This is a genomic window from Peribacillus sp. NPDC060253, from assembly GCF_042727425.1.
Classification (GTDB): Bacteria; Bacillota; Bacilli; order Bacillales; family DSM-1321; genus Peribacillus.
In genome coordinates this window covers 1-19,183 of the sequence record NZ_JBHXAS010000094.1, presented here as the reverse complement: position 1 = coordinate 19,183, position 19,183 = coordinate 1, and the positions used below count along the sequence as shown (strand labels likewise).

Genomic DNA, 19,183 nt, shown 5'->3' with positions numbered 1-19,183 from the left:
GTTATTATACCTTAAATATATATATCGGCTAGATTTGAGTTAGTTTTTACTGAACTGTTCTGAGAAAGTATGAAATAATTGCTTAACTCCGGAGACGAGTGGGAATTAAACTTGTCCTAATATGGGTAAATTAATAGGCAAAAAAAAGGTACTCTAATGGATGGTCAGCATAGATTAGGGGGAATCGGAGTATATACAAAAAAAACAAGTGCGATGTTAAATGTGCCCTTCCTAGCTTTTCACTGTTTGGATGAAGATGAAGAAATTAAATTTTTTGATATCAATAATACAAAAGCTAAAGGTATTGGATCTTCATTAAGCAGATATTTGAAAAGAAACAACGACAACCTTAGTTGGATTGCAACCCAACTTATTATTAATCCTGATAGTCCTTTTTACAGCATTGGAACTCTTATTGGTAAGAGAAATAAAGAAAAGCATATCACATTACAAAACATCCATAATGTTTTAAAATTATTGACGAGAAAGTCAGACTTATTTTGCCTAACCAATGGAACGATTACAAAAAATATAGATTAACTCATATAGTTTGTTTAAATGCTCTATCCATCGCTGGAAATCACATTATTTCAGAGAACTATAATTTTTCATCTAATCAATTGAACAATACTAAAATTTCTAAGAGTTTAACCCATATTCAAAACATTGATTGGTCAAGTGAGGGAAGTTTAAAATATTTGAAAGGAGTAAGTGGCTCAAATCTCTTAGCAGCAGATTTAGTTACCTCATTTAAAAATTAACTGATAAAAGGTTGTTTTATATGGAATTACCATGAATGAACTATATGCCAGCCTGAAGTCAGTCCGAACAAATGCCCGTTATGGGGGTTACCCGTAAGGTTAATCAGCTCACTAAAAGGAGAGCAAACCCTATAAAAGGTTTACCCCCAGTTTTTATTTGAAATTAAATTTATTAGACTCTAACATAGAAACTACGTTTTTAATTGTTAACTCACGTAACTTAACTTTTTTGTTTCAATAATCAGTTCCATAGAGTGAGCAACAGCAAATAAACCAATAGCCTTGACGTAATATCTCTTCTGTGTTTATTGATTGCCGATATGTAAACTTGTCGTCTGTTCTTTGTAAAATTGAAAGTATTATTTACTACGGTCAACCCCACTTTACTTTAGGATAGGGAGCGTAAGGTTTCTTTTCAAAATCTCACATTATGGGTCAGCCTAAAAATAGTTTTTTACACATATTCAGGAATTACCTGCTTAATCTCCTGTTCACCATTCTCTAATCCTTCTAACCATAGATCAACTAATTGGACCCCATTGATTAATTCAATATTTAACCCTTCAGCGTATTTCCGAGCATTTTTTGTGAAGTCTCCTGTTGTTATTACATAACCACTCTGTAATCCTTGTTTAATAATATTGGAATGAAGTATAGCTATTGCCTCAAAATCCAAGTCATCTTTATAACATTTAACTTGACCAAGATACTTTCCTTCTTTAGTTTCATGCTCAAAATCTACCCCATAATCACCAGATGGAGGAGTTACCCATGTATTTCCACCCCTTGATCTACCAAATACCTCAGCAACAAAAGACTCGAAAGCAATTGGATCTTGTTTAATAAAAATGGAATTATCTTTTATTAATTTTTTATCATCTGGATTTTCTTTTCTAAACCTAAGATACAGCCCCATTGCTAAAGTCCTTTTCATTTCATCACTTGTGTCTATATGGTGTGCTAGCAATGCAGCTTTGTAATGTTCCTTACTTTTTGTCAGACGAAACTGAATAAAAGCCCCAGCCAAAACAATGGCTACAATTAGCTCTATGATAAAAATTTTTACCGCCTCCTTTTATTAAAGGTATCGACAATTAATAAGGATTTTAAACGACAAAAGCCCTTTTTGGATAAAGGGCCTTATAACTATAATTATAATATACAAAAAAACCAAGAATGCTGGATTCAGGAAGACTTAGAATCTTTAGATAAGGGAGCACTAAAGACCCCTATCAAAATAATGAATATAAGGAGGGAGATGGCTGCAACTGCAAAGTTAAGGGTCAAAAGATCTAAGGCTTCTAAATCTAGAAATTTTGTAGCATTCTCAAAGGATGACGGTAATAGAAATTGATGAAATATTATATCAATCATTAAAAGGAGCAAACCCAGTAAAGAGTTTACCCTGTTATTAGTTTAATATTTATAACGAATTGTGAAAATTGGGTCATATTGCATTGAATATTGAAGTATATGTCGATCTACATTTGGAGTTTTATCGCTGTATTCCAATACTGGAGAAGGAATACCTTCAGGACTAATTGCTAATGTTTCACCATGTAATTGAGCTCCTATAGGAAGAATAATAATTACAGACATAGTGAATCGCCCTTGAGTGACAGTAAAGTTGCACTGAAGTGCAATAAGGTTAAAGTTCACCTTCATGATTCTTAAATGTTTTCCCATCATGGTAGTATAGTTAAGAGCCTATATGAACATTGTCGTTTTCTTTCAATTGACGAACAAGTTGCATAAACTATAAAAGTTAAATAAAATTAAAAGAAGCCGATGAAATCAGCTTCTTTTTGCAAATGTTTTATAATATTTTTACAATAATCGGATAAAGATAAGGCTCAATAGGTTCACTGATTTTTTCCCAATCAGTAATTTTGATTACAGGAAGCTCCTTCCCGTTATACGTCGTAATTTCTATTACACCATTTGCTTTGATCCATGTATCCTTGTCTAGGGAAGAAGCCTCTGGGAACTCTGAAAGAAATCCAATAATACTTGCATCTGCGACACAGTGAGTAATTAAAAATCTTGAAATTACCAGCTGATTTTGAGCAAATCCATCTTCTTTATAAACAAAGCCCTTTAATTCGATTTTTCTTCCCTTAAACTTATTAATATCTTTACTCATTTCTTCATAATAGGCTGCATAAACATAGTCATTCATCTCAATATTTTGGTTTTGTTCTAACTGTTGTATCAGTTGATTATATTCTTCCTCTGAGATTTCTTCCTGCTGGTTTTCTAGAAGAGCTGGGTCTACAGGGTTGTCATCTATAGAGGGATTAGCCTGACCATTTATGTTACTCTCTTCCATTACTTCTGGAGGGTTACTGTTTTCTTTATTTTTGTCTTCTTTAGGTGCTTGTTTTTGGTTTGACAGTGCCAGCATTGCCCCTTTCTTATTGGCAATAGAAGCATCGAGTACTTTGGCTGGAAGCAGAAACCCAGTTAGTAATGGAAACACAATAATAAAATACGAAATTAGTTTTTTTGTGTTAAAAGAAGAATCTCCATGATCATGGTTATGGTCGCAGTCATGGTCGTGCTGATCACAATGATGATAGCTGCTTTTCTTTACTTTCCATGTCCTTGTAATTTGAATAAAAAACAAAATCAAAAATATTACAGAAGCTACTTGGCTTAAACTTTCATATTTTGGGTTAATGAACTTTGTAATTTCACCGGTGAAATGAAGCTTAAATATGAGGGACGAAAAAGCTAGTAAAATTAAAGCTCTAGCAGCTTGCTGAAATTGGAGTTGCATGATTTTCCCCTCCTTATAAAAAGCTTTGCAGCAGCATTAAAGTGATAAACACCATAGAAACAACCAATGCTAGCAAAACCATAACAAATTTAAATCGAAAAACGCTCAGCATCAAAAGTGTGTTCTTTAAATCAATCATGGGTCCGAAAATTAAGAAGCCAAGGATTGATGAAACTGGAAAAATGCTGCTAAAGGAAGCTCCTATAAACGCGTCTGCTTCAGAACATAGAGATAAAACGTAAGCCAATCCCATCATAACAATTATAGAAGAAGCCGGACCGTTTCCAGCCTCCAACAAGGATTTTGCTGGCATATAGGTTTGTACAAAAGCAGCTAAAAAAGCTCCCATAACCAGGTATTTCCCCATATCAAAAAACTCATCAATTGAATGTGTGAGCATCGACCAAAAACGATTGGAAAGTGATTGATTTTTACTGTGATTATGGGTTGAAACAGAAATGATAGAAGCCTTAAATTGATTGCCTTTAAAAATCCAACCGACAGCAAAGGCAACCATTATAGCCACCAGAAAACCTAACCCCATACGCAATCCAGCAATTTTAAAATCGTTTCCAAATGCCATATATGTAGAAGCAATAACAATCGGGTTGATAAGAGGGCCTGTTAACATAAAACCCATCGCAGCCTGAATAGGTACTCCTTTTACAACTAAACGTCGGACAATGGGGACGATTCCACATTCACAGGCAGGAAACAGCGCTCCTACAATACAGCTCATGATTACAGCCATAACCTTATTCTTTGGTATCCACCTTTGAATATGTTCCTCAGTAACAAAGATTTGGATCACTCCAGCGATGAGGACCCCAATTAAAACAAAGGGCAGGGCTTCTATTAAAATACTTAGAAAAATAGTATTTAAATTTAACAATGACGGTGGAATAACAAAGGTATCTTTTATACTAGAACTGAAAGAAAACAGGAAAAGAGCTAGCGCTATTATGATAATACCGGTTATATCTATCATATAACCTCGAATAATCCGAATCATAGGTACCTCCCTTAAAATATAATGTAGTGCTTCTTCCATAAAATATATTAGAAAGTTGTAGAGTATGAATGAAAGATTTACTTAATAATATATAGCAAACTTTAACAATTAAATTCACATGACTAATAGTAAAGAAAGCCCTGCCACAAGAAGATGGAAGGGTTATGAAAGTTTTAGATTCTAGCTATGTTAAATATTTTTTCTCTTATACTATGTTTGATTTTATTCATTTAATGCTGTCTGAATGGTTTCTAGATTTTTTCTATTGATGCTAAAATAATCATCACCTTGTTTTATATTCTCCTCTGTTATCGCTTCTAGATTATGAAGAGTAAGAGACTTCGTACCGATTTCATTTTGAATCATCTCTGCAACTTTTGGAGTTAGATTCTGCTCGAAAATCACATAATGGACGCCATGTTCTGTTGATTCCTGAACGATTTCTTGTAATTCTTTCTGAGAAGGCTCCTGTGAAGGAGATAAACCTGAAATAGCAATCTCTTCAATTCCATATCGACTTTACCAATATCCATATGCAGCATGAGATACTAATAAATACTTCGTTTTGGAGTTGTCGACGGTTGATTTAAAATCTTGATTTAGTTTTTCTAAATCGCTTTTTAATTGAAGAAAATTAGATTCAAACTCTGAAACATGTTCTGGCATTATATCACTTAACGAATTTTTAATATTGTTAGCACGGTCAATGGCAAGAACAGGATCTAACCATACATGGGGATCCAAATCTACGTGGTCATGGCCATCGTCTTCATGCACATGATCTTCAGTTGCCCCTTCCTCTCCTTCGTGATCATCAGAATGTGTTTCCTCGCTTTCGTGTTCAAGTTCGTCAGAGTGTCTTTCTTCGCCTTCATGTTCATGTTCGTCAGAATGAGTTGAGTCTATGAGCTCAATTCATTCTGCTGCTTTTAAAATACTTACGTTTTCCTTTTTCAAGGTTTCAACTGCTTCTTCTGCAAAACCTTCAATCCCCACTCCAGTATAGAAGGTTTTTGTTTTTAAATCGTAATTATTACGTTTTAAATCTTAAAACTATTTTAGAGTAATGTAAAGGATTATTAGAGGATAGTAAAAATTAACATGTACTAAAACAGGAGACCGTAATTTCATTACGTCAAAAAACAAGAGAAACAACCCGGACGGATTAGTACTGATGAAAGATAGTCCACGCCTAAAAAGATCCACATTAAACCGTATAACAGGCTTCCAATATTGTTAATGAGCAGATTTTTCGCATAGTTGGTGATTCTACTTTATGGCAGCTCATATCTTAATATAGAAGTTTTTTAAGTTCACGTCTTATTAATATTTATTTTCGAGATCTTTTAATTGAGAGTAAACTTCCCTACTGTCTAGATTTTCTCCAATAATAACGAAATGATTTTTAAAAGCAATATCTTGTGGATAATAAGTAGGTACCCCGTATGTATATTGGAATAGATTAACTTTCCCTTTTTCTTCCTCGAATCGAACAAAGCCTTTTATTCGGTGAATTGTATCAGGAAGTTTCATTAACCAATTTTCAAAATCTGTTTTTTTAATTTCATTCGTAAAGGTATAGGTTAATGATTGGATATGCAAACGTTGATGAACATTCAACTTCTCAAATTCACAAATGGAATTACGATTGGAATAAGGAATACCTGATAATGATATGTTCGAAAAATTAGTTATATGAAGAGTTGCACCTGGATTTATTGATTTTAAATCAGCTTTAATTTGCTGTAATTCTTTTTTACTTAACCGAATAGTTTTATTGATGATCAAGGTATCTCCATGTTTTACTTGCTCTTCATATAAGCGATTCAGTTGAGGACTATTTCTGCTCCTTTGTAACCATCTGTCTGCATCAACCGTAGTTATAATTGAGCGTATGGATATACGGTCAGCAATGATAGGAGACAGACAAGCATCTAGGATTTCAATAGGATGGGCCACACCAGATGCCTCTATGTATATTACATCAGGTTGATGCATATGGAATAATGTTAATAAAGAGATTTCCAATTCATCTTTAGCCGTGCAACAGATACATCCATTCAACAATTCCTGTAGAGGAACCTTGTCACCTATTATGTCAGAATCAACGGATTTCTCGCCCAATTCATTCATTAAAACTGCCACTTTTCTTCCGCTACCTTTTTCATCCATTAATAGATTCTGCAACAAAGTAGTTTTTCCACTTCCGAGAAATCCACTTATGATAACTACCTCTACTTGTGCCATTTTAACTACTCCTTAATAAACATGTTACTTTAAAATTATGTTAGTAATAATATGTCTTTATTTGATGCAAACTTTTGTTTTCCTTTTTACTAGTTTTCATGTTTGCTCATTTTAAATAAACTTATTTCCGCAAAATTGAATACTTATCATATAATCTTACCTATTCATAAAAAGATTTATCTTATACATTCCAAGTAAATGGGTCTGGAAGCCTTGCCCAGTTGCTTTCTAGCTCACTTACCGTTAACAAGCACGCATCCAATTCTTTTGTGAGTTTCCTTGTGTTGATACCCATCCCAATGAAGACTAGCTTAGTATGACGATCTCCATACTCAATATCCCATTCCTTAAGGATTTGTGGTTCATTTTTAAATATCTCCTCTTGTTGTAGTTCCGATAGAGAGGCAACCCAATAAGACAATGGCTCAAGTGTCACTGATGGCCCTGCTTGTGAAAATAGCAAAGCTACATTATTTCTGGTCGCACACCATGCAATCCCTTTAGCACGTACGATTTCTTTAGGCATTGAATGTATCCAATTTGAAAATTTCTCTGAATTAAAAGGCAATCTTCTTGCATAAACAAACGATGATAATCCATATTCTTCGGTCTCGGGTGTATGTGCAGCATGCCCTTCATTTAATTCTTGAAGCCAACCTGCTGAGGCGCTTGCTTTATCAAAATCAAACAGTCTAGTATCCAAAATGTGTTTAGGATCTATCTGGCTATTTTCTGTACGAATCAGCTTAGCATCAGGTTGTAATGTACGTAATACATTCTCTAATTGATTTAAGTTTTCATTCTCTACCAAGTCACATTTATTAAGAATGAGTACATCGCAAAATTCTATTTGATCTATCAATAAATCAGCAATATTTCTATCATCACTCTCGCCTACTGCTTCCTTTCTATCCAGTAAGGAATCCCCTGATTGAAAATCATGCCAGAATCGATTCGCATCTACGACCGTAACCATAGTATCCAATTGGCAATATTCAGTTAAATCGATACCCATATTCTCATCTATATATGAAAATGTTTGTGCCACGGGAATAGGCTCGCTAATCCCGGTTGATTCTATAAGAATATAGTCAATATCTCCTGCTCTAGCCAACTTTTCTACCTCTTGAAGTAAGTCTTCACGCAAAGTACAGCAAATGCAGCCGTTGGACAATTCAACAAGCCTCTCTTCTACCCGAGAAATATGACCACCTTGTTTGACCAGTTCGCTATCAATATTTATTTCACTCATGTCATTTACTATCACTGCTACTTTTAATCCTAGGCTATTTTTTAAAATATGATTCAGTAAAGTTGTCTTTCCTGCCCCTAGATAACCACTTAATACGGTCACCGGAATTTTTTTCATTTTATTTCCCTCACCATCTAATAAATAGTAATCATTTCGATTTACATACTATGTTTTAGCATAAAGAATTTACGATTAAACTTGCAGCTTGACGTGCACCAGAAATATTACGTGCTATAGGACCCATTTCAAGTTCTGCTAATGCACCTGTCACATATAAGTTTTCTCCCCATTGTAAATTTTTTGAAACAATAGGATAACCGCATTCTGCACACCTTAAATGATATTTTTCTATAATAGGTTGTATTAGAGATTTACCGGGTAAAGATGATTCAAAACCAGTAGCTAATATTACCATTCCAAAGGTTCCGATTTTATTATTTTTATCGTCGAATAAGTGCACCCGTTTATCTTCTGCTTTTATCGCCATCACTTCATGATCGGCAACATGGATTGTTCCTTTTCTTATTCTATTTTTTAAGGTTGCATATAAATCTTGCGGAAGTGACCCTCTATGTCTGGCGTTTTTGATTTGTTCTCTTCGCATTCGGTAGTCCTTTATTTTTCGATAACCCGTCTGATTCTTTGGTCCAAGCCACGCTGGGTCACTATCAAAGGTATGGATTCGAAAGGGGTGCCTTTTTATTAATGTAACTTCAGCAGGAAAATGGTTTGACATTTTTACAGCTAGATGTGCAGCTGTAATCCCACCACCTATGATAGCAATAGGTGCCATAATTGAAGTGAAATCCAGTACTTTATCATCGAAAATATGTAATATCTTATCTGGGTTTTTTTTCTTCAAATCCCTTGCCCATTCAGGCCACATAAGTTGTTCACCTATCCCCAAAGCTAAGACAAGATTTTTTCCATATACCTTCTGCCCATTAGTTAAGGAAACAGACCAACGATCATGTGTCTTTTCAAGGGTTAATGCTTCTCCTTGTATCCAGGCTTTTTTAATTGCTACTTCTTCCATAAGCTGATTACAGTGTTCATTGAAAGCATCAAGTGAAGGACGTTTATAATATCCGTACAGAGCTGTAGGCCAATCATTTTTGTTTCTTTTCACGTAGCTTTTTAAACTATCTGGTTTAACATCGATGTGGTGTACAACCGGTGACCGAAGGTACGGCATAGATATGATATCAGCTCGTTTTTTCCACTTTTCCAAAGGCCTAGCATTTTTATCAATAATAGCTAACTCATTAATGGTTACCTTGCCAGTCTTTAATAAAAATGTGGCTAATGTGGTTCCCTGTATGCCGCCTCCAACAATAATCCACTTAAACATAACTACCTCCTTATGTATAATCAATATCATAATTACTTACAATCCTTGTATGCAAATTCTCTCCATTTGTTGTTTCTCATCAATATACCTAGTTTATAGCATGCATCCAATCTTAATTGTGAGGGTAAATGGGGCCATACATAAATCTATTGAACTAGTCACCAGATTAGTCTTTTTCCCTTATCTCGAAAGGAAATTAATGAAGTATCATTGGAAAATAACTCAATACTTAAATTAGAATGGTTCAGTTATCTTTTGCGCAGATGGTTTTAAGGTTAAGATAAGAAGATAAATGCTCGCTGGGTAGTTTTATCGGATTGCTTAAATTTATCGGTATAATCAATCCATTTAATTCGATTACACCGTTCATCTATAGATTTATCTATTTCCATTTGTGCCCCATCCATTATTTCCTTTATTGTAGAGATATGGAGTGAGAAGTGGTCTGCTGCCGCTTTAAATGGAGATTTCTCAATCATTAACTGAAGAAATTGTTTTACATCCACAGAAACTTCCTCTAATTGATATTCCATACTCTCAATATACTGGTAAACTTCTCTGTGTATATCAGGTAATTTTTTGATAACACTTCGAAGTAAAAATTCCATTAAGATAGGATTAATCCGCTCATATTCACCCCTTAATATTTACATAAAAACATCAACTACCAGATTTCAACATCCGGCAGTTGAAATATTGAATATTTTACCAACTAGCTTTTTTCACACCCGGTATTTGACCTTTGTGAGCATACTCTCTAAAAGCAATCCTAGACATTTTAAACTTTCTTAGATATCCCCTTGGCCTTCCAGTTACTTCACATCTGTTCTTAAGCCGTGTAGGTGAAGAATCTCTAGGAAGTTTTCTTAGTGCTTCAAAATCACCTTTTTCTTTTAACTCTGCACGAATGGCTGCATATTTCATCACCATCTCCTGCCTTTTTTGTTCTTTAACAACTTTTGATTTTTTCGCCATAATAATTCTCCTTTTACAAATCGAAACGATTACGTTTTATTATAAATGCTTTTGCTTTTTTATTTATTCTCTTAATGCTTTATTTGGTTTCTCTGTGTAACGTACGTCTTTTTAATCGTGGACAATATTTCATTAGTTCAATTCTATCCGGGTTATTTCGTTTATTCTTTGTAGTAATATAATTGCGATCTCCAGTTTCCGTACATGCTAACGTAATATTAATTCTCATCTTTTTTCCTCCTACATTGTTTTATATTTACTCATATTTCTTAAAAAGAAGGTAGTGGGTCTTTAAATTCCGACCAATCTTGATTCATTTCTGCTTCCGTAAGTAAGCATTCGTCCAAGGTTTTTTCAATTTCTTTTTGACTCATATCAATTCCAATCATAACCAATTCGGTTAAACGGTCACCAAATGTTTCGTCCCATCTATCCAAGAGTTCTGGTTCATCTTTTAAAATTTGCACTCGCTCTTCTTCGGGGTAACTCACTATCCAATTTCCTGCTGCCTGAATAGTTAGAGAAGGTCCAGCTTGCGAGAGAAGTCCGGAAATGTCGTTCCGTGTAGCTAACCAAAGAAATCCTTTAGAGCGTACCACCTCTACTGGCCAATTATGTATCCAATTCATTAGCCTTTCTGGGTGGAATGGCTTATTGCGGCGATATACAAATGATGCTATACCATACTCTTCTGTTTCTGGGACATGCTCTTCATTTAATTCTTTAAGCCACCCTGCCCCCTGACTGGAGGTCTCAAAATCAAAAAGTCCTGTGTTTAGAACTTGAGTAAGTGGTACACGTGAATATTCACTCTCAATAATACGGGCCTCTGGATTGAATTTTTGTAAAACTGATTTTAGTTCTTGAACATTTGTTGACGATACTAAATCGACTTTGTTCAGTACAATCACATTAGCAAATTCAATTTGATCAATTAATAAATCGGCTATTTCCCTCTCATCAGTTTCATCAACTGCCTGCTTACGATCCAATAGAGTTTCTCCTGATGCGTAATCATGCCAAAATCGATTAGCATCTAAAACGGTAACCATAGTATCCAGCTTACATAATCTAGACAAGTCTATTCCCAAACTCTCATCAACATAGGTGAAGGTCTGAGCTACGGGTATTGGTTCACTTATTCCACTTGATTCTATAACGATATAATCAATATCTCCTAGCTGTGCAAGCTTTTCCACTTCAATCAGTAAATCTTCCCTAAGCGTACAACATATACAGCCATTTTGCATTTCTACCAGTTTCTCGTTAGTTTTAGAAAATCCCCCTTTTTTCACCAAGGTAGCATCAATATTTACTTCACTCATATCATTGACAATAACAGCTACTTTAAGATTATCTCGATTAGTTAAAATGTGATTTAGCAGTGTTGTCTTTCCTGAACCAAGATAACCACTTAGTACTGTAACTGGAATTCTTTTCGAACCCACATTTTCACTCCTTTCAAAAAGCACCCTTATATCATTAATTGAATATAATCTACGCATACAAAACGAAACCATTACGATTTAATATCTAATAATACATAGCTATACTTTATTATTAAGGTTTGCTTTTTCTCTCCCGCTATTGTTAATAGCTATACTATTATAAATCGTAACGATTACTATTTACAAGGCTTTTTTATAAATAAATTCTTTCATCTCTTTCTTTAGAGTTCTAAATCCTTATAAATTCTACTTGATGTCGCATTTTTTTGACCAAAGTATTTACCATTGTGTAATTTTTCTTGTTGATCTACTTCAGAAAAGACAAGTTGACAAATTCAACGACCTATAGTTAATTTTATCGGGATTCTATTCGCGTTAAAAAGCTCAAGGAGTTATATTCCCTTCAAAACCTGGGTCAACCCACCCTGCATTTTGAATAAATAGTCCCAAACTGCCCACTGAACTTCTCCCTTCTAGAAACGCGGTAATATTGCCAAGAAGTTTAATCCATTCTTTTGTAGTAGCTAAAAGGAATGAGTGTGGCCCTATATTAATGGACTGCCCATCCTCAACAACAATTTCGCGGAATTTTGCTGAAAGTATTATGGTATCACCTTTTCTTTATCATAAGATAATGAAGCATAAGCATCATGTAAATGAATGGATTCCTCATTTCGGCATTCAATATGAAATGATTGAACCCACCTTAATTCATATAAGTCCGCAGCAACCAGTCTAATCAGGTCTTCAACAAATCTTGGATTTTCAAATGCTTGTTCCGTCACCTTCTTTTCATCAGGCCTTTTTAAGATGGAATAAAGCTTAGCACTTGCATTCGATTCAATTACTTCTAACATGATTTCCTTAAAATTACGAGGGAAGCTCCTATCTGAATAAGTTTCAATTTCAATAGAAACAATTCCTCTCTGATTATGGGCGCTATATTCACTGATTTCTTTAGAACAAGGACAAAGTGTTGTAACTGTTGCTATCATCCCTATCTTTTCCTTCCATATAGCTGGCTCCTGGTAGCCTACTTCTATATTTACATCTGCACTCATCAGACCTGACATACCCAGTACAGGACTTGTTCTTTCAAAAAACCATGGAAAAGACACTTGGACAGCTGAAGATTTCTGTTCCATCCTTTCTGCCATCCTTTTTGCTAAATGACGTAATGACTGAGGATTCATTTCTATCCCCTTTGAATAGGCTTCTTGAAGAATTTCTGGGAGCCTGCTCATATTTATCCCTTTCTTATTACTGCACAACTCAGTAGTTAGTGTAAACTCACCAATGGTTTGTTGAATTACCGGTTCAGATTCTGCTTTAACAATGACTGGATACTTAATTTTTTTAATTCCTACATTGTCGATTTTAAAGAAATAATTTCTTTCTATGTTTTGCAAGTCTGGCATATATTGTTTGTCTGTTGGTTTAACTCCATTAATAGGACAGGTTGAACCAAAATATTGAAGTCGGTCTAGTTTATTAGGTAATTCCAGAATTGGCATCTTTTAATACTTCCCTTCAATAATAATTCTTTACCAGTTATAAAAATATTGATCACGAGTAATACCTTTTTCTAAAACTACATGGAATTCCTCTTAATTTAGTTAAGTACAAAAGTTCTGTACAATTTAGAAACCATTTAGTGATCACATGATTGGTCCCTAAACAAGTCTCTAGAAAAATTTATTTTACGCTGGAATACTTTGAAGAGTACGAAAATATAATAAATCGTAATCATTACGCTTTGTTCTTTAACCATATAATATTCACTTTCATAAATCAATTATTTATAAGTGATTAAAGACAAAAAAACTACTTATTTTCTATCAGGTAGTCTATCAAGAGTTTACTAAACTTTGAGTCTTTTTCTTTTAACAACTATGTCTACTTGAAAAAAAGTGAGAATGTTGAATAAAGACAAGCATATGCTTTATTAACATAAATCGTAATTATTAAGATTTGTAAGGAAGGTGGTTCTTAATATGATGCGTTTTAAACGCTATTCGGCAAATCTATTATTTTTTATCCTATCACTTCTTTTTCTAGGATTCTTCTTTTTGGGGGAACGCTTTATTCCGACTCAAATTAATCTATCAACCATGCCAATGCTGAATTCAATGTTCGTTGTATTTTTAGGACTATTCTTAGAATCCATTCCCTTTCTTTTTCTTGGAGCAATCGCTTCCTCGTTCATACACTTATTTATTAGTGAAGAATTAGTCCAGCGAATGATACCAAAAAAACCAATTGCCGCACTCTTTTGGTCTATCGTTGCCGCACTGATCGTACCTGTATGCGAATGTGCAATTATACCAGTCGTTCGTAGGCTGATTATTAAGGGTGTCCCTATACATGCAGGTGTGGTTCTATTAGTCACTGCACCCATTTTAAATATCATAGTATTTGGATCTACCTATTATGCTTTTCAAAAGAACCCAGAAATTATATATGGACGGGTCATCATTTGTATACTTACCGCCATTATAGTAGGTGCATTCGTTTATATTTTTTGTAGAAAAGACATTATTAAAGAAAATGCAAATGAGCACAATCATACTCAACACGACCACTTTTCCTCTTTATCACATAAATTAACTCATTTAATTAATCATATTACTGATGAGTTTTTTATGGTGGGGAAATATTTTATCATAGGTGCAGTATTTGCCAGTGTGTTTCAAGTTTGTGTTGATAGGACAATACTAGCCGAACTTGGAAATTCACAAATCCAAGGAACAGTACTGATGATGGGAATAGCATATATACTCTCCCTTTGTTCATCAGCAGATGCTTTTGTGGCTGCCTCCTTTTCCCATAGTTTTTTACCGGGTTCAATTTTGGGATTCCTAGTATTTGGGCCTATGCTCGACCTGAAAAACACTCTTATCATGTTGTCATGCTTTAAATGGCGTTTTGTATTTATATATATATTGCTAGTCTTCTTAGTCGTCCTTAGTTTATGCCTGTTAGCAGGGGTCTGGATCAGTAGAGGAGGTTTGTAGTGAAAAATATTACTTATAAATTTGAAGCGTTATTGTTGCTTGGATTAGGTCTAATGATTTTCAAGCTATATGTATCTGGAAATTTAACTCAATTAATTGCTCCGAAAATGCTGTCATACTCATTAATTTCCTTAGCAGCATTTTTGATTGTGGGATGTTTACGAATGAAAAAAGAAAAAAATAATGTTCATTGCTGTGGATGTGTAACAGATCAAGAGAAATCAAAGTCGTCTCTTACCTCCATTTCCAAATATGGTCTATTTTTGATACCAATTTTACTTGGGTTTACATTGACTAATTTCACATTAAGCGAAGATGTATTGGCAAAGAGAGGAATTGTTCAAAAACAGATTCAGTCTGACGATACTGCCAAGAACGAAACATTCCATCAACATGATGTAATAAAAGTTGACGATAAAAATTATTTTCAAGTCTTGGACTATTTAATGACAAATATTGAAGATATCGAAGGAAGAAAAATAGAAATTTCAGGTTTTGTATATCGAGAGAATCAGTTTCCGAAAAATCAAATTGCTATTGCTCGCCTTTCCATGACCTGTTGTATCGTTGATGCTAACTTATATGGTTACCAGGTTAATGGTCATGTAAAAAAAATGAAAACGAATAGTTGGTACACTATTCAAGGGAAATTAACTAAGGGAAGCTATAATGGTGAGACCGTTCCAGTGATCCAATTAATCACTTCTAAGAAAATCCAAGCTCCAAAGGATGTTTATTTATATGAATATGTAGATATAACCGAATAGTATAGACAGGCTATTACTAATATAAACAAAAGTAAGAGCAGCTTTTGATAAAGTCACTATCAAATCTGCTCTTACTTTATATAGTACTTTTTAATAGTAAAAAGTACTGGGGAATAAATAATGCAATTCATTCCATATGATTCTTTCCTCTTACTTATCATTTGGATTTATTATTTATGATAGTAAGTGAGAAACTTAATTATACAACGATAAAAGAATGGAAAACAAAATAACGCTTAAAATACTTGTTATCATTTGTTTTCCAGCTAATAAGAATGCCTCTTTAAAAGAAAGTTCTTTCATTATTTTTACTAAGGTTACTAAACAGGCAGTAAATGTACTACAGAGGAAAACCGCAATAAATAGTTCTCCTACTGCTATTTGTTCTGCCATAATTCCGGAACCTTCATTCAATAATAATATTCCGTCCTTACGGAATAAACTTGCAACAAATGCAGGGGCTATATCAGTAGATAAGCCAATAACAACCAATAAGGGTGCGATAAACTCCTTTAAAATTTCCATCCATCCCAGAAAATCAAATAATGAAGCAATCAGACAAATAATTAAAAAGATTGGCATAGCTTGGACAAGAAATTGACTTAAAACAGGCTTTAGTCTATAGGATAAAGTTTGTCCGGAAGGCCATTGCAAGAAAGTCTCTCTTTTTTTAAACATTGGTACCAATGTTTTTTTATTCCAAATTTTTCCGTGGATAAGTGATATTAATATCAAGATGAATATATACGGGATAATAAGAAAGATATGTCCTGAAGCACCAAAGACAGATAGAGACGCTCCTAGCTGATAGCTACAGGCAGAGCCAAAGGAAATAACTGAAATGCAGTTCTTCCTAGTACAAATGTTGCAACTTCGACTAGATTGTATTGCAACAACATTGCATCCAAAACCGTTAATGATAGGAACAAGATCTTGTCCGGTTAAACCAACTTTTCTCATAAGTGGATCAAGTGCATCTGTAATTTGATCCTTTAATCCACTTTCTTCTGTAATCGCAATAGCTAAGCCGAATAATATCACAACCGGAAAAGCCCAAATGAAGGAGTAGATTCCCAATGATAGTAGTCCAAAATCTCCAAATAGCACAGTTTTTAAGGTTTCAGGAGCCCCTCCACTCCATCTAATAAGAGAATTAACAATGGTTGATTCTACAATGCCCTCTACTCTTTTTGAAAACTGGTAGGCTAAAATGATTGGGAGGGAATAGATAACTAGTAAAGTTATAAGAGCCACATATGGCCCTAAGATTCGCACTTGGAACAGTGATTTTAAGTCCTTTATTTTTTTTATATGTAAATTATTAATTTCCACACTTTCTGCAAAAGTAACTGATCTTGCTAACTCACGTATTTTATCCCCAACTCTTGAATCAACTCTTCGTGTGTCCATTATAAATAAAGGGAATTTGTTTTTTTCTTTAAAATCATTTAATTCATTTAGTGATTCTTGATCCATTTTATCTTCAAAGCTAACTATGACAGCAATCGGCTTATCTTCAAAAGGGAAAACTTCTGTTAAGACTTCAATCTCCTCTTTAAAGTGGGTGCCTCTAACTATAAACCAATATTGATCTACAGATTTTATCATTTTTCTTGTATATTGACTTGAGACTAATTCACTTCCTATACGGATTCCAGGTGTATCCATATACCGGGTCTGGTTTTCATTCACTTCTAGTATTGTAGAGGTAGATCCTTTAACATTAGATCCCTGAGTAGGGAATTTTTTTTGTAATAATCCTTTGAGTAGCGTAGTTTTTCCTGATGATTCTAAACCTAATAATACAATTTTCATATTAATCTCCTAACAGGCGCACCCTTTCTCACAACAAGATAAGTCATCAAGGTACATGGCAGACTTCTTATACATTTCAAAAACCTCTTGATTGCGAGGAAGATTATGATGGAAAAAGATATCCTCAGCAATAATGGCAAACCTTTGGCGGAATTTATAAATAAAACAAAAAATTGTATTACTTTGCCTTACATTCGGTCCAATCAAATATACTGAAGGGGCTTGCGTGGACTCATCCTTTTCAGTTAAGATTGGTAGTCCTTCTTCGTTCCATTCAAATAACTCCTTGAATTGCTTCGCACCGCTCCCAAAACCAGTACAGATAATTGGTTCCCATTTAGTTTCTACAACATCACCATTCTCGAATTGAATGAGAAACATGTCTTTTTCATCGTCCTTTTCGACGGAGATTGCTCTACTCATTGGATGTTCAAAGATTCCATTAAGCGCTTTTGTTGATTCAAGCCTTTCTCTTGTAAATGGTGATAAGGTCCTACTAGGATCTACCTCAATATCAAACCACTGTTTCGCAGAGTAATATACATCCACTTTTCTCCCTTCTTTATTTAAGTGATAGGCCGCATCAGCTGCGCTCTCACCACCACCAATAATGATTCTATCCCCTTCAATTTCTTTCCATGAGGTAACATCGCCGTAATGTATCCCATATTTAAAAGGACGTTTTGGAAATTGGAATTCGCCACAAGCAATAATAACTGAATTTGAGAAAAAACCATCACCCTTCTCACTTGTTTGTACCCAATACTTTTTTTCTTCCCTTTTTTCTACTTTATGTACTTGTGTATTTTCACTAACTGGCAACTTATAGTGTTCAGCAATCATACATAAATATTCGCCATATTCCTCCCCTGATAAGTGTTCTTTTCCAAAAGTATATGCAGGTGACGTATCAGGTAAAATCGCGTTTAAATCTAAATAACTAAAACCATGAGCAGTAAAAGATGGTGTGATAAACCTTGTTTCTTCAGGCCATTGAAAGAATGTTGAACCAACTTGATCCCTCTCTAAAATAATAAAATCATCTATTCCATTCTGCTTTAATAGAACACCCATACCAATCCCTGCTGGGCCTCCTCCTATAATCGTAATCATGTATATTCCTCCTTTTATAAAAAGCTTATTAGCTAAATGAATCTCGTTTATTATGAATCCTATTATCCATTTTTCCTTGTTCTATTTCACAACACAAATCGAAACAATTACGATTTATGTTGTGAAGTTTAGAGACAATCTATAGACATAACCTACTATTACAGTTCGAAGTTGAACTTGTTTATGTTATGTGAGTGATTAGGGCAATATTTTTAATTACTATTGTATATCTATAATTCAATACCCTTGATGTAACGTGATTTACTAACTATTTCTCTAAACAATCGTAACAGTACCCATAAAACTCAAACCTTTGTAATTTAAATTGATTATTAAAGGAAACCTTTGAGAAATCTATAGGACAGTTATCTTTATCCAGAGATTCACTTTTCCCACAATTCAAGCATTTTATCATACTCCTCGTATTTTCAGACACTAATTGATATTTACATTCTCTTTCCCACATACCTTTCTTCTCTATAAACCCTTTTTTTTCCAATAAAACCAATGTTCTGTAAACCGTATCTAAACTGATACCGGGGATTTTTAATTTAGCCTCTTTATGAAGAATTCTGGCGGAAATAAATTCACTGTTTCTGTTACTTATCAATTTAATTAATAGTTTTCTATTATTCGTCATCTTATAACC

19 protein-coding genes and 2 pseudogenes are annotated in these 19,183 nt (G+C 34.2%); 4 read left to right on the top strand and 17 right to left on the bottom strand.

The window, feature by feature from the left end:
• Nucleotides 1–156 precede the first annotated feature (156 nt).
• Complete coding sequence (locus tag ACFWE9_RS20150) at nt 157–540, top strand: ParB N-terminal domain-containing protein (protein WP_230160250.1); 384 nt, start codon at nt 157–159, stop codon at nt 538–540.
• Nucleotides 541–1,215: 675 nt separating this feature from the next.
• On the opposite strand, the gene ACFWE9_RS20145 is transcribed toward ACFWE9_RS20150, so the two are convergent.
• From ACFWE9_RS20145 to ACFWE9_RS20125, 5 genes and pseudogenes are all read right to left on the bottom strand, one after another.
• On the bottom strand, nt 1,216–1,788 hold the full coding sequence (locus ACFWE9_RS20145) for a restriction endonuclease (RefSeq protein ID WP_230160248.1): 573 nt from the start codon (nt 1,786–1,788) through the stop codon (nt 1,216–1,218).
• Nucleotides 1,789–2,177: 389 nt separating this feature from the next.
• Nucleotides 2,178–2,360, bottom strand: a complete 183-nt coding sequence (locus ACFWE9_RS20140) for a hypothetical protein (RefSeq protein WP_230160246.1) — start codon at nt 2,358–2,360, stop codon at nt 2,178–2,180.
• A 217-nt stretch (nt 2,361–2,577) separates the two neighbouring features.
• Entirely contained in the window at nt 2,578–3,540 is a 963-nt protein-coding gene (locus ACFWE9_RS20135) for a TIGR03943 family putative permease subunit (RefSeq protein ID WP_377358438.1), read from the bottom strand.
• 13 nt (nt 3,541–3,553) lie between these two features.
• Nucleotides 3,554–4,552 (bottom strand): permease, encoded by a 999-nt coding sequence (locus ACFWE9_RS20130; protein ID WP_377358436.1) that lies wholly within the window; start codon nt 4,550–4,552, stop codon nt 3,554–3,556.
• A gap of 222 nt (nt 4,553–4,774) precedes the next feature.
• A pseudogene (locus tag ACFWE9_RS20125) lies at nt 4,775–5,458 on the bottom strand (metal ABC transporter solute-binding protein, Zn/Mn family).
• A 190-nt stretch (nt 5,459–5,648) separates the two neighbouring features.
• Here ACFWE9_RS20125 and rpmG (ACFWE9_RS20120) point away from each other — a divergent pair.
• Nucleotides 5,649–5,792, top strand: a pseudogene (gene rpmG / locus ACFWE9_RS20120) (50S ribosomal protein L33); the annotation flags it as partial.
• 83 nt (nt 5,793–5,875) lie between these two features.
• Here the strand turns inward: rpmG (ACFWE9_RS20120) and ACFWE9_RS20115 are convergent.
• The 9 genes from ACFWE9_RS20115 to folE2 all read right to left on the bottom strand — a co-directional run bounded on the left by ACFWE9_RS20115 (nt 5,876) and on the right by folE2 (nt 13,339).
• On the bottom strand, nt 5,876–6,799 hold the full coding sequence (locus tag ACFWE9_RS20115; RefSeq protein WP_377358434.1) for a CobW family GTP-binding protein: 924 nt from the start codon (nt 6,797–6,799) through the stop codon (nt 5,876–5,878).
• 181 nt (nt 6,800–6,980) lie between these two features.
• The gene (locus tag ACFWE9_RS20110) at nt 6,981–8,168 is read right to left on the bottom strand and encodes a GTP-binding protein (protein ID WP_377358432.1); all 1,188 of its coding nucleotides are present in this window, start codon (nt 8,166–8,168) and stop codon (nt 6,981–6,983) included.
• Nucleotides 8,169–8,223: 55 nt separating this feature from the next.
• The gene (locus tag ACFWE9_RS20105) at nt 8,224–9,402 is read right to left on the bottom strand and encodes an FAD/NAD(P)-binding protein (protein ID WP_377358430.1); all 1,179 of its coding nucleotides are present in this window, start codon (nt 9,400–9,402) and stop codon (nt 8,224–8,226) included.
• 275 nt (nt 9,403–9,677) lie between these two features.
• Nucleotides 9,678–10,010 (bottom strand): hypothetical protein, encoded by a 333-nt coding sequence (locus ACFWE9_RS20100; protein WP_377358429.1) that lies wholly within the window; start codon nt 10,008–10,010, stop codon nt 9,678–9,680.
• 97 nt (nt 10,011–10,107) lie between these two features.
• Nucleotides 10,108–10,377, bottom strand: coding sequence for a 30S ribosomal protein S14 (gene rpsN, locus ACFWE9_RS20095; RefSeq protein ID WP_214795881.1), 270 nt, complete (start codon nt 10,375–10,377; stop codon nt 10,108–10,110).
• Between the two features lie 79 nt (nt 10,378–10,456).
• Nucleotides 10,457–10,606 (bottom strand): 50S ribosomal protein L33, encoded by a 150-nt coding sequence (gene rpmG / locus ACFWE9_RS20090; protein WP_098373698.1) that lies wholly within the window; start codon nt 10,604–10,606, stop codon nt 10,457–10,459.
• Between the two features lie 40 nt (nt 10,607–10,646).
• Nucleotides 10,647–11,825, bottom strand: coding sequence for a GTP-binding protein (locus ACFWE9_RS20085; RefSeq protein ID WP_377358426.1), 1,179 nt, complete (start codon nt 11,823–11,825; stop codon nt 10,647–10,649).
• Between the two features lie 384 nt (nt 11,826–12,209).
• Nucleotides 12,210–12,374 (bottom strand): dCTP deaminase domain-containing protein, encoded by a 165-nt coding sequence (locus ACFWE9_RS20080; protein ID WP_377358441.1) that lies wholly within the window; start codon nt 12,372–12,374, stop codon nt 12,210–12,212.
• Between the two features lie 53 nt (nt 12,375–12,427).
• A complete protein-coding gene (gene folE2 / locus ACFWE9_RS20075) occupies nt 12,428–13,339 on the bottom strand; it encodes a GTP cyclohydrolase FolE2 (RefSeq protein WP_377358424.1) in 912 nt (303 codons plus the stop codon).
• A 480-nt stretch (nt 13,340–13,819) separates the two neighbouring features.
• On the opposite strand from folE2, the gene ACFWE9_RS20070 reads away from it, so the two are divergent.
• Complete coding sequence (locus tag ACFWE9_RS20070) at nt 13,820–14,839, top strand: permease (RefSeq protein WP_377358423.1); 1,020 nt, start codon at nt 13,820–13,822, stop codon at nt 14,837–14,839.
• Nucleotides 14,839–15,606: a TIGR03943 family putative permease subunit gene (locus tag ACFWE9_RS20065; protein WP_377358421.1), complete on the top strand. Its 768-nt coding sequence runs from the start codon at nt 14,839–14,841 to the stop codon at nt 15,604–15,606. Before ACFWE9_RS20070 ends, ACFWE9_RS20065 begins: the two co-directional genes overlap by 1 nt.
• Nucleotides 15,607–15,801: 195 nt before the next feature.
• Here the strand turns inward: ACFWE9_RS20065 and ACFWE9_RS20060 are convergent, their stop codons facing one another.
• The 3 genes from ACFWE9_RS20060 to ACFWE9_RS20050 all read right to left on the bottom strand — a co-directional run.
• A complete protein-coding gene (locus ACFWE9_RS20060; protein ID WP_377358419.1) occupies nt 15,802–17,421 on the bottom strand; it encodes a nucleoside recognition domain-containing protein in 1,620 nt (539 codons plus the stop codon).
• Between the two features lie 9 nt (nt 17,422–17,430).
• Entirely contained in the window at nt 17,431–18,534 is a 1,104-nt protein-coding gene (locus tag ACFWE9_RS20055) for an NAD(P)/FAD-dependent oxidoreductase (RefSeq protein ID WP_377358417.1), read from the bottom strand.
• 268 nt (nt 18,535–18,802) lie between these two features.
• Nucleotides 18,803–19,183 (bottom strand): Fur family transcriptional regulator (locus tag ACFWE9_RS20050; protein ID WP_377358415.1); only part of this gene is annotated, 381 nt, incomplete at its 5' end.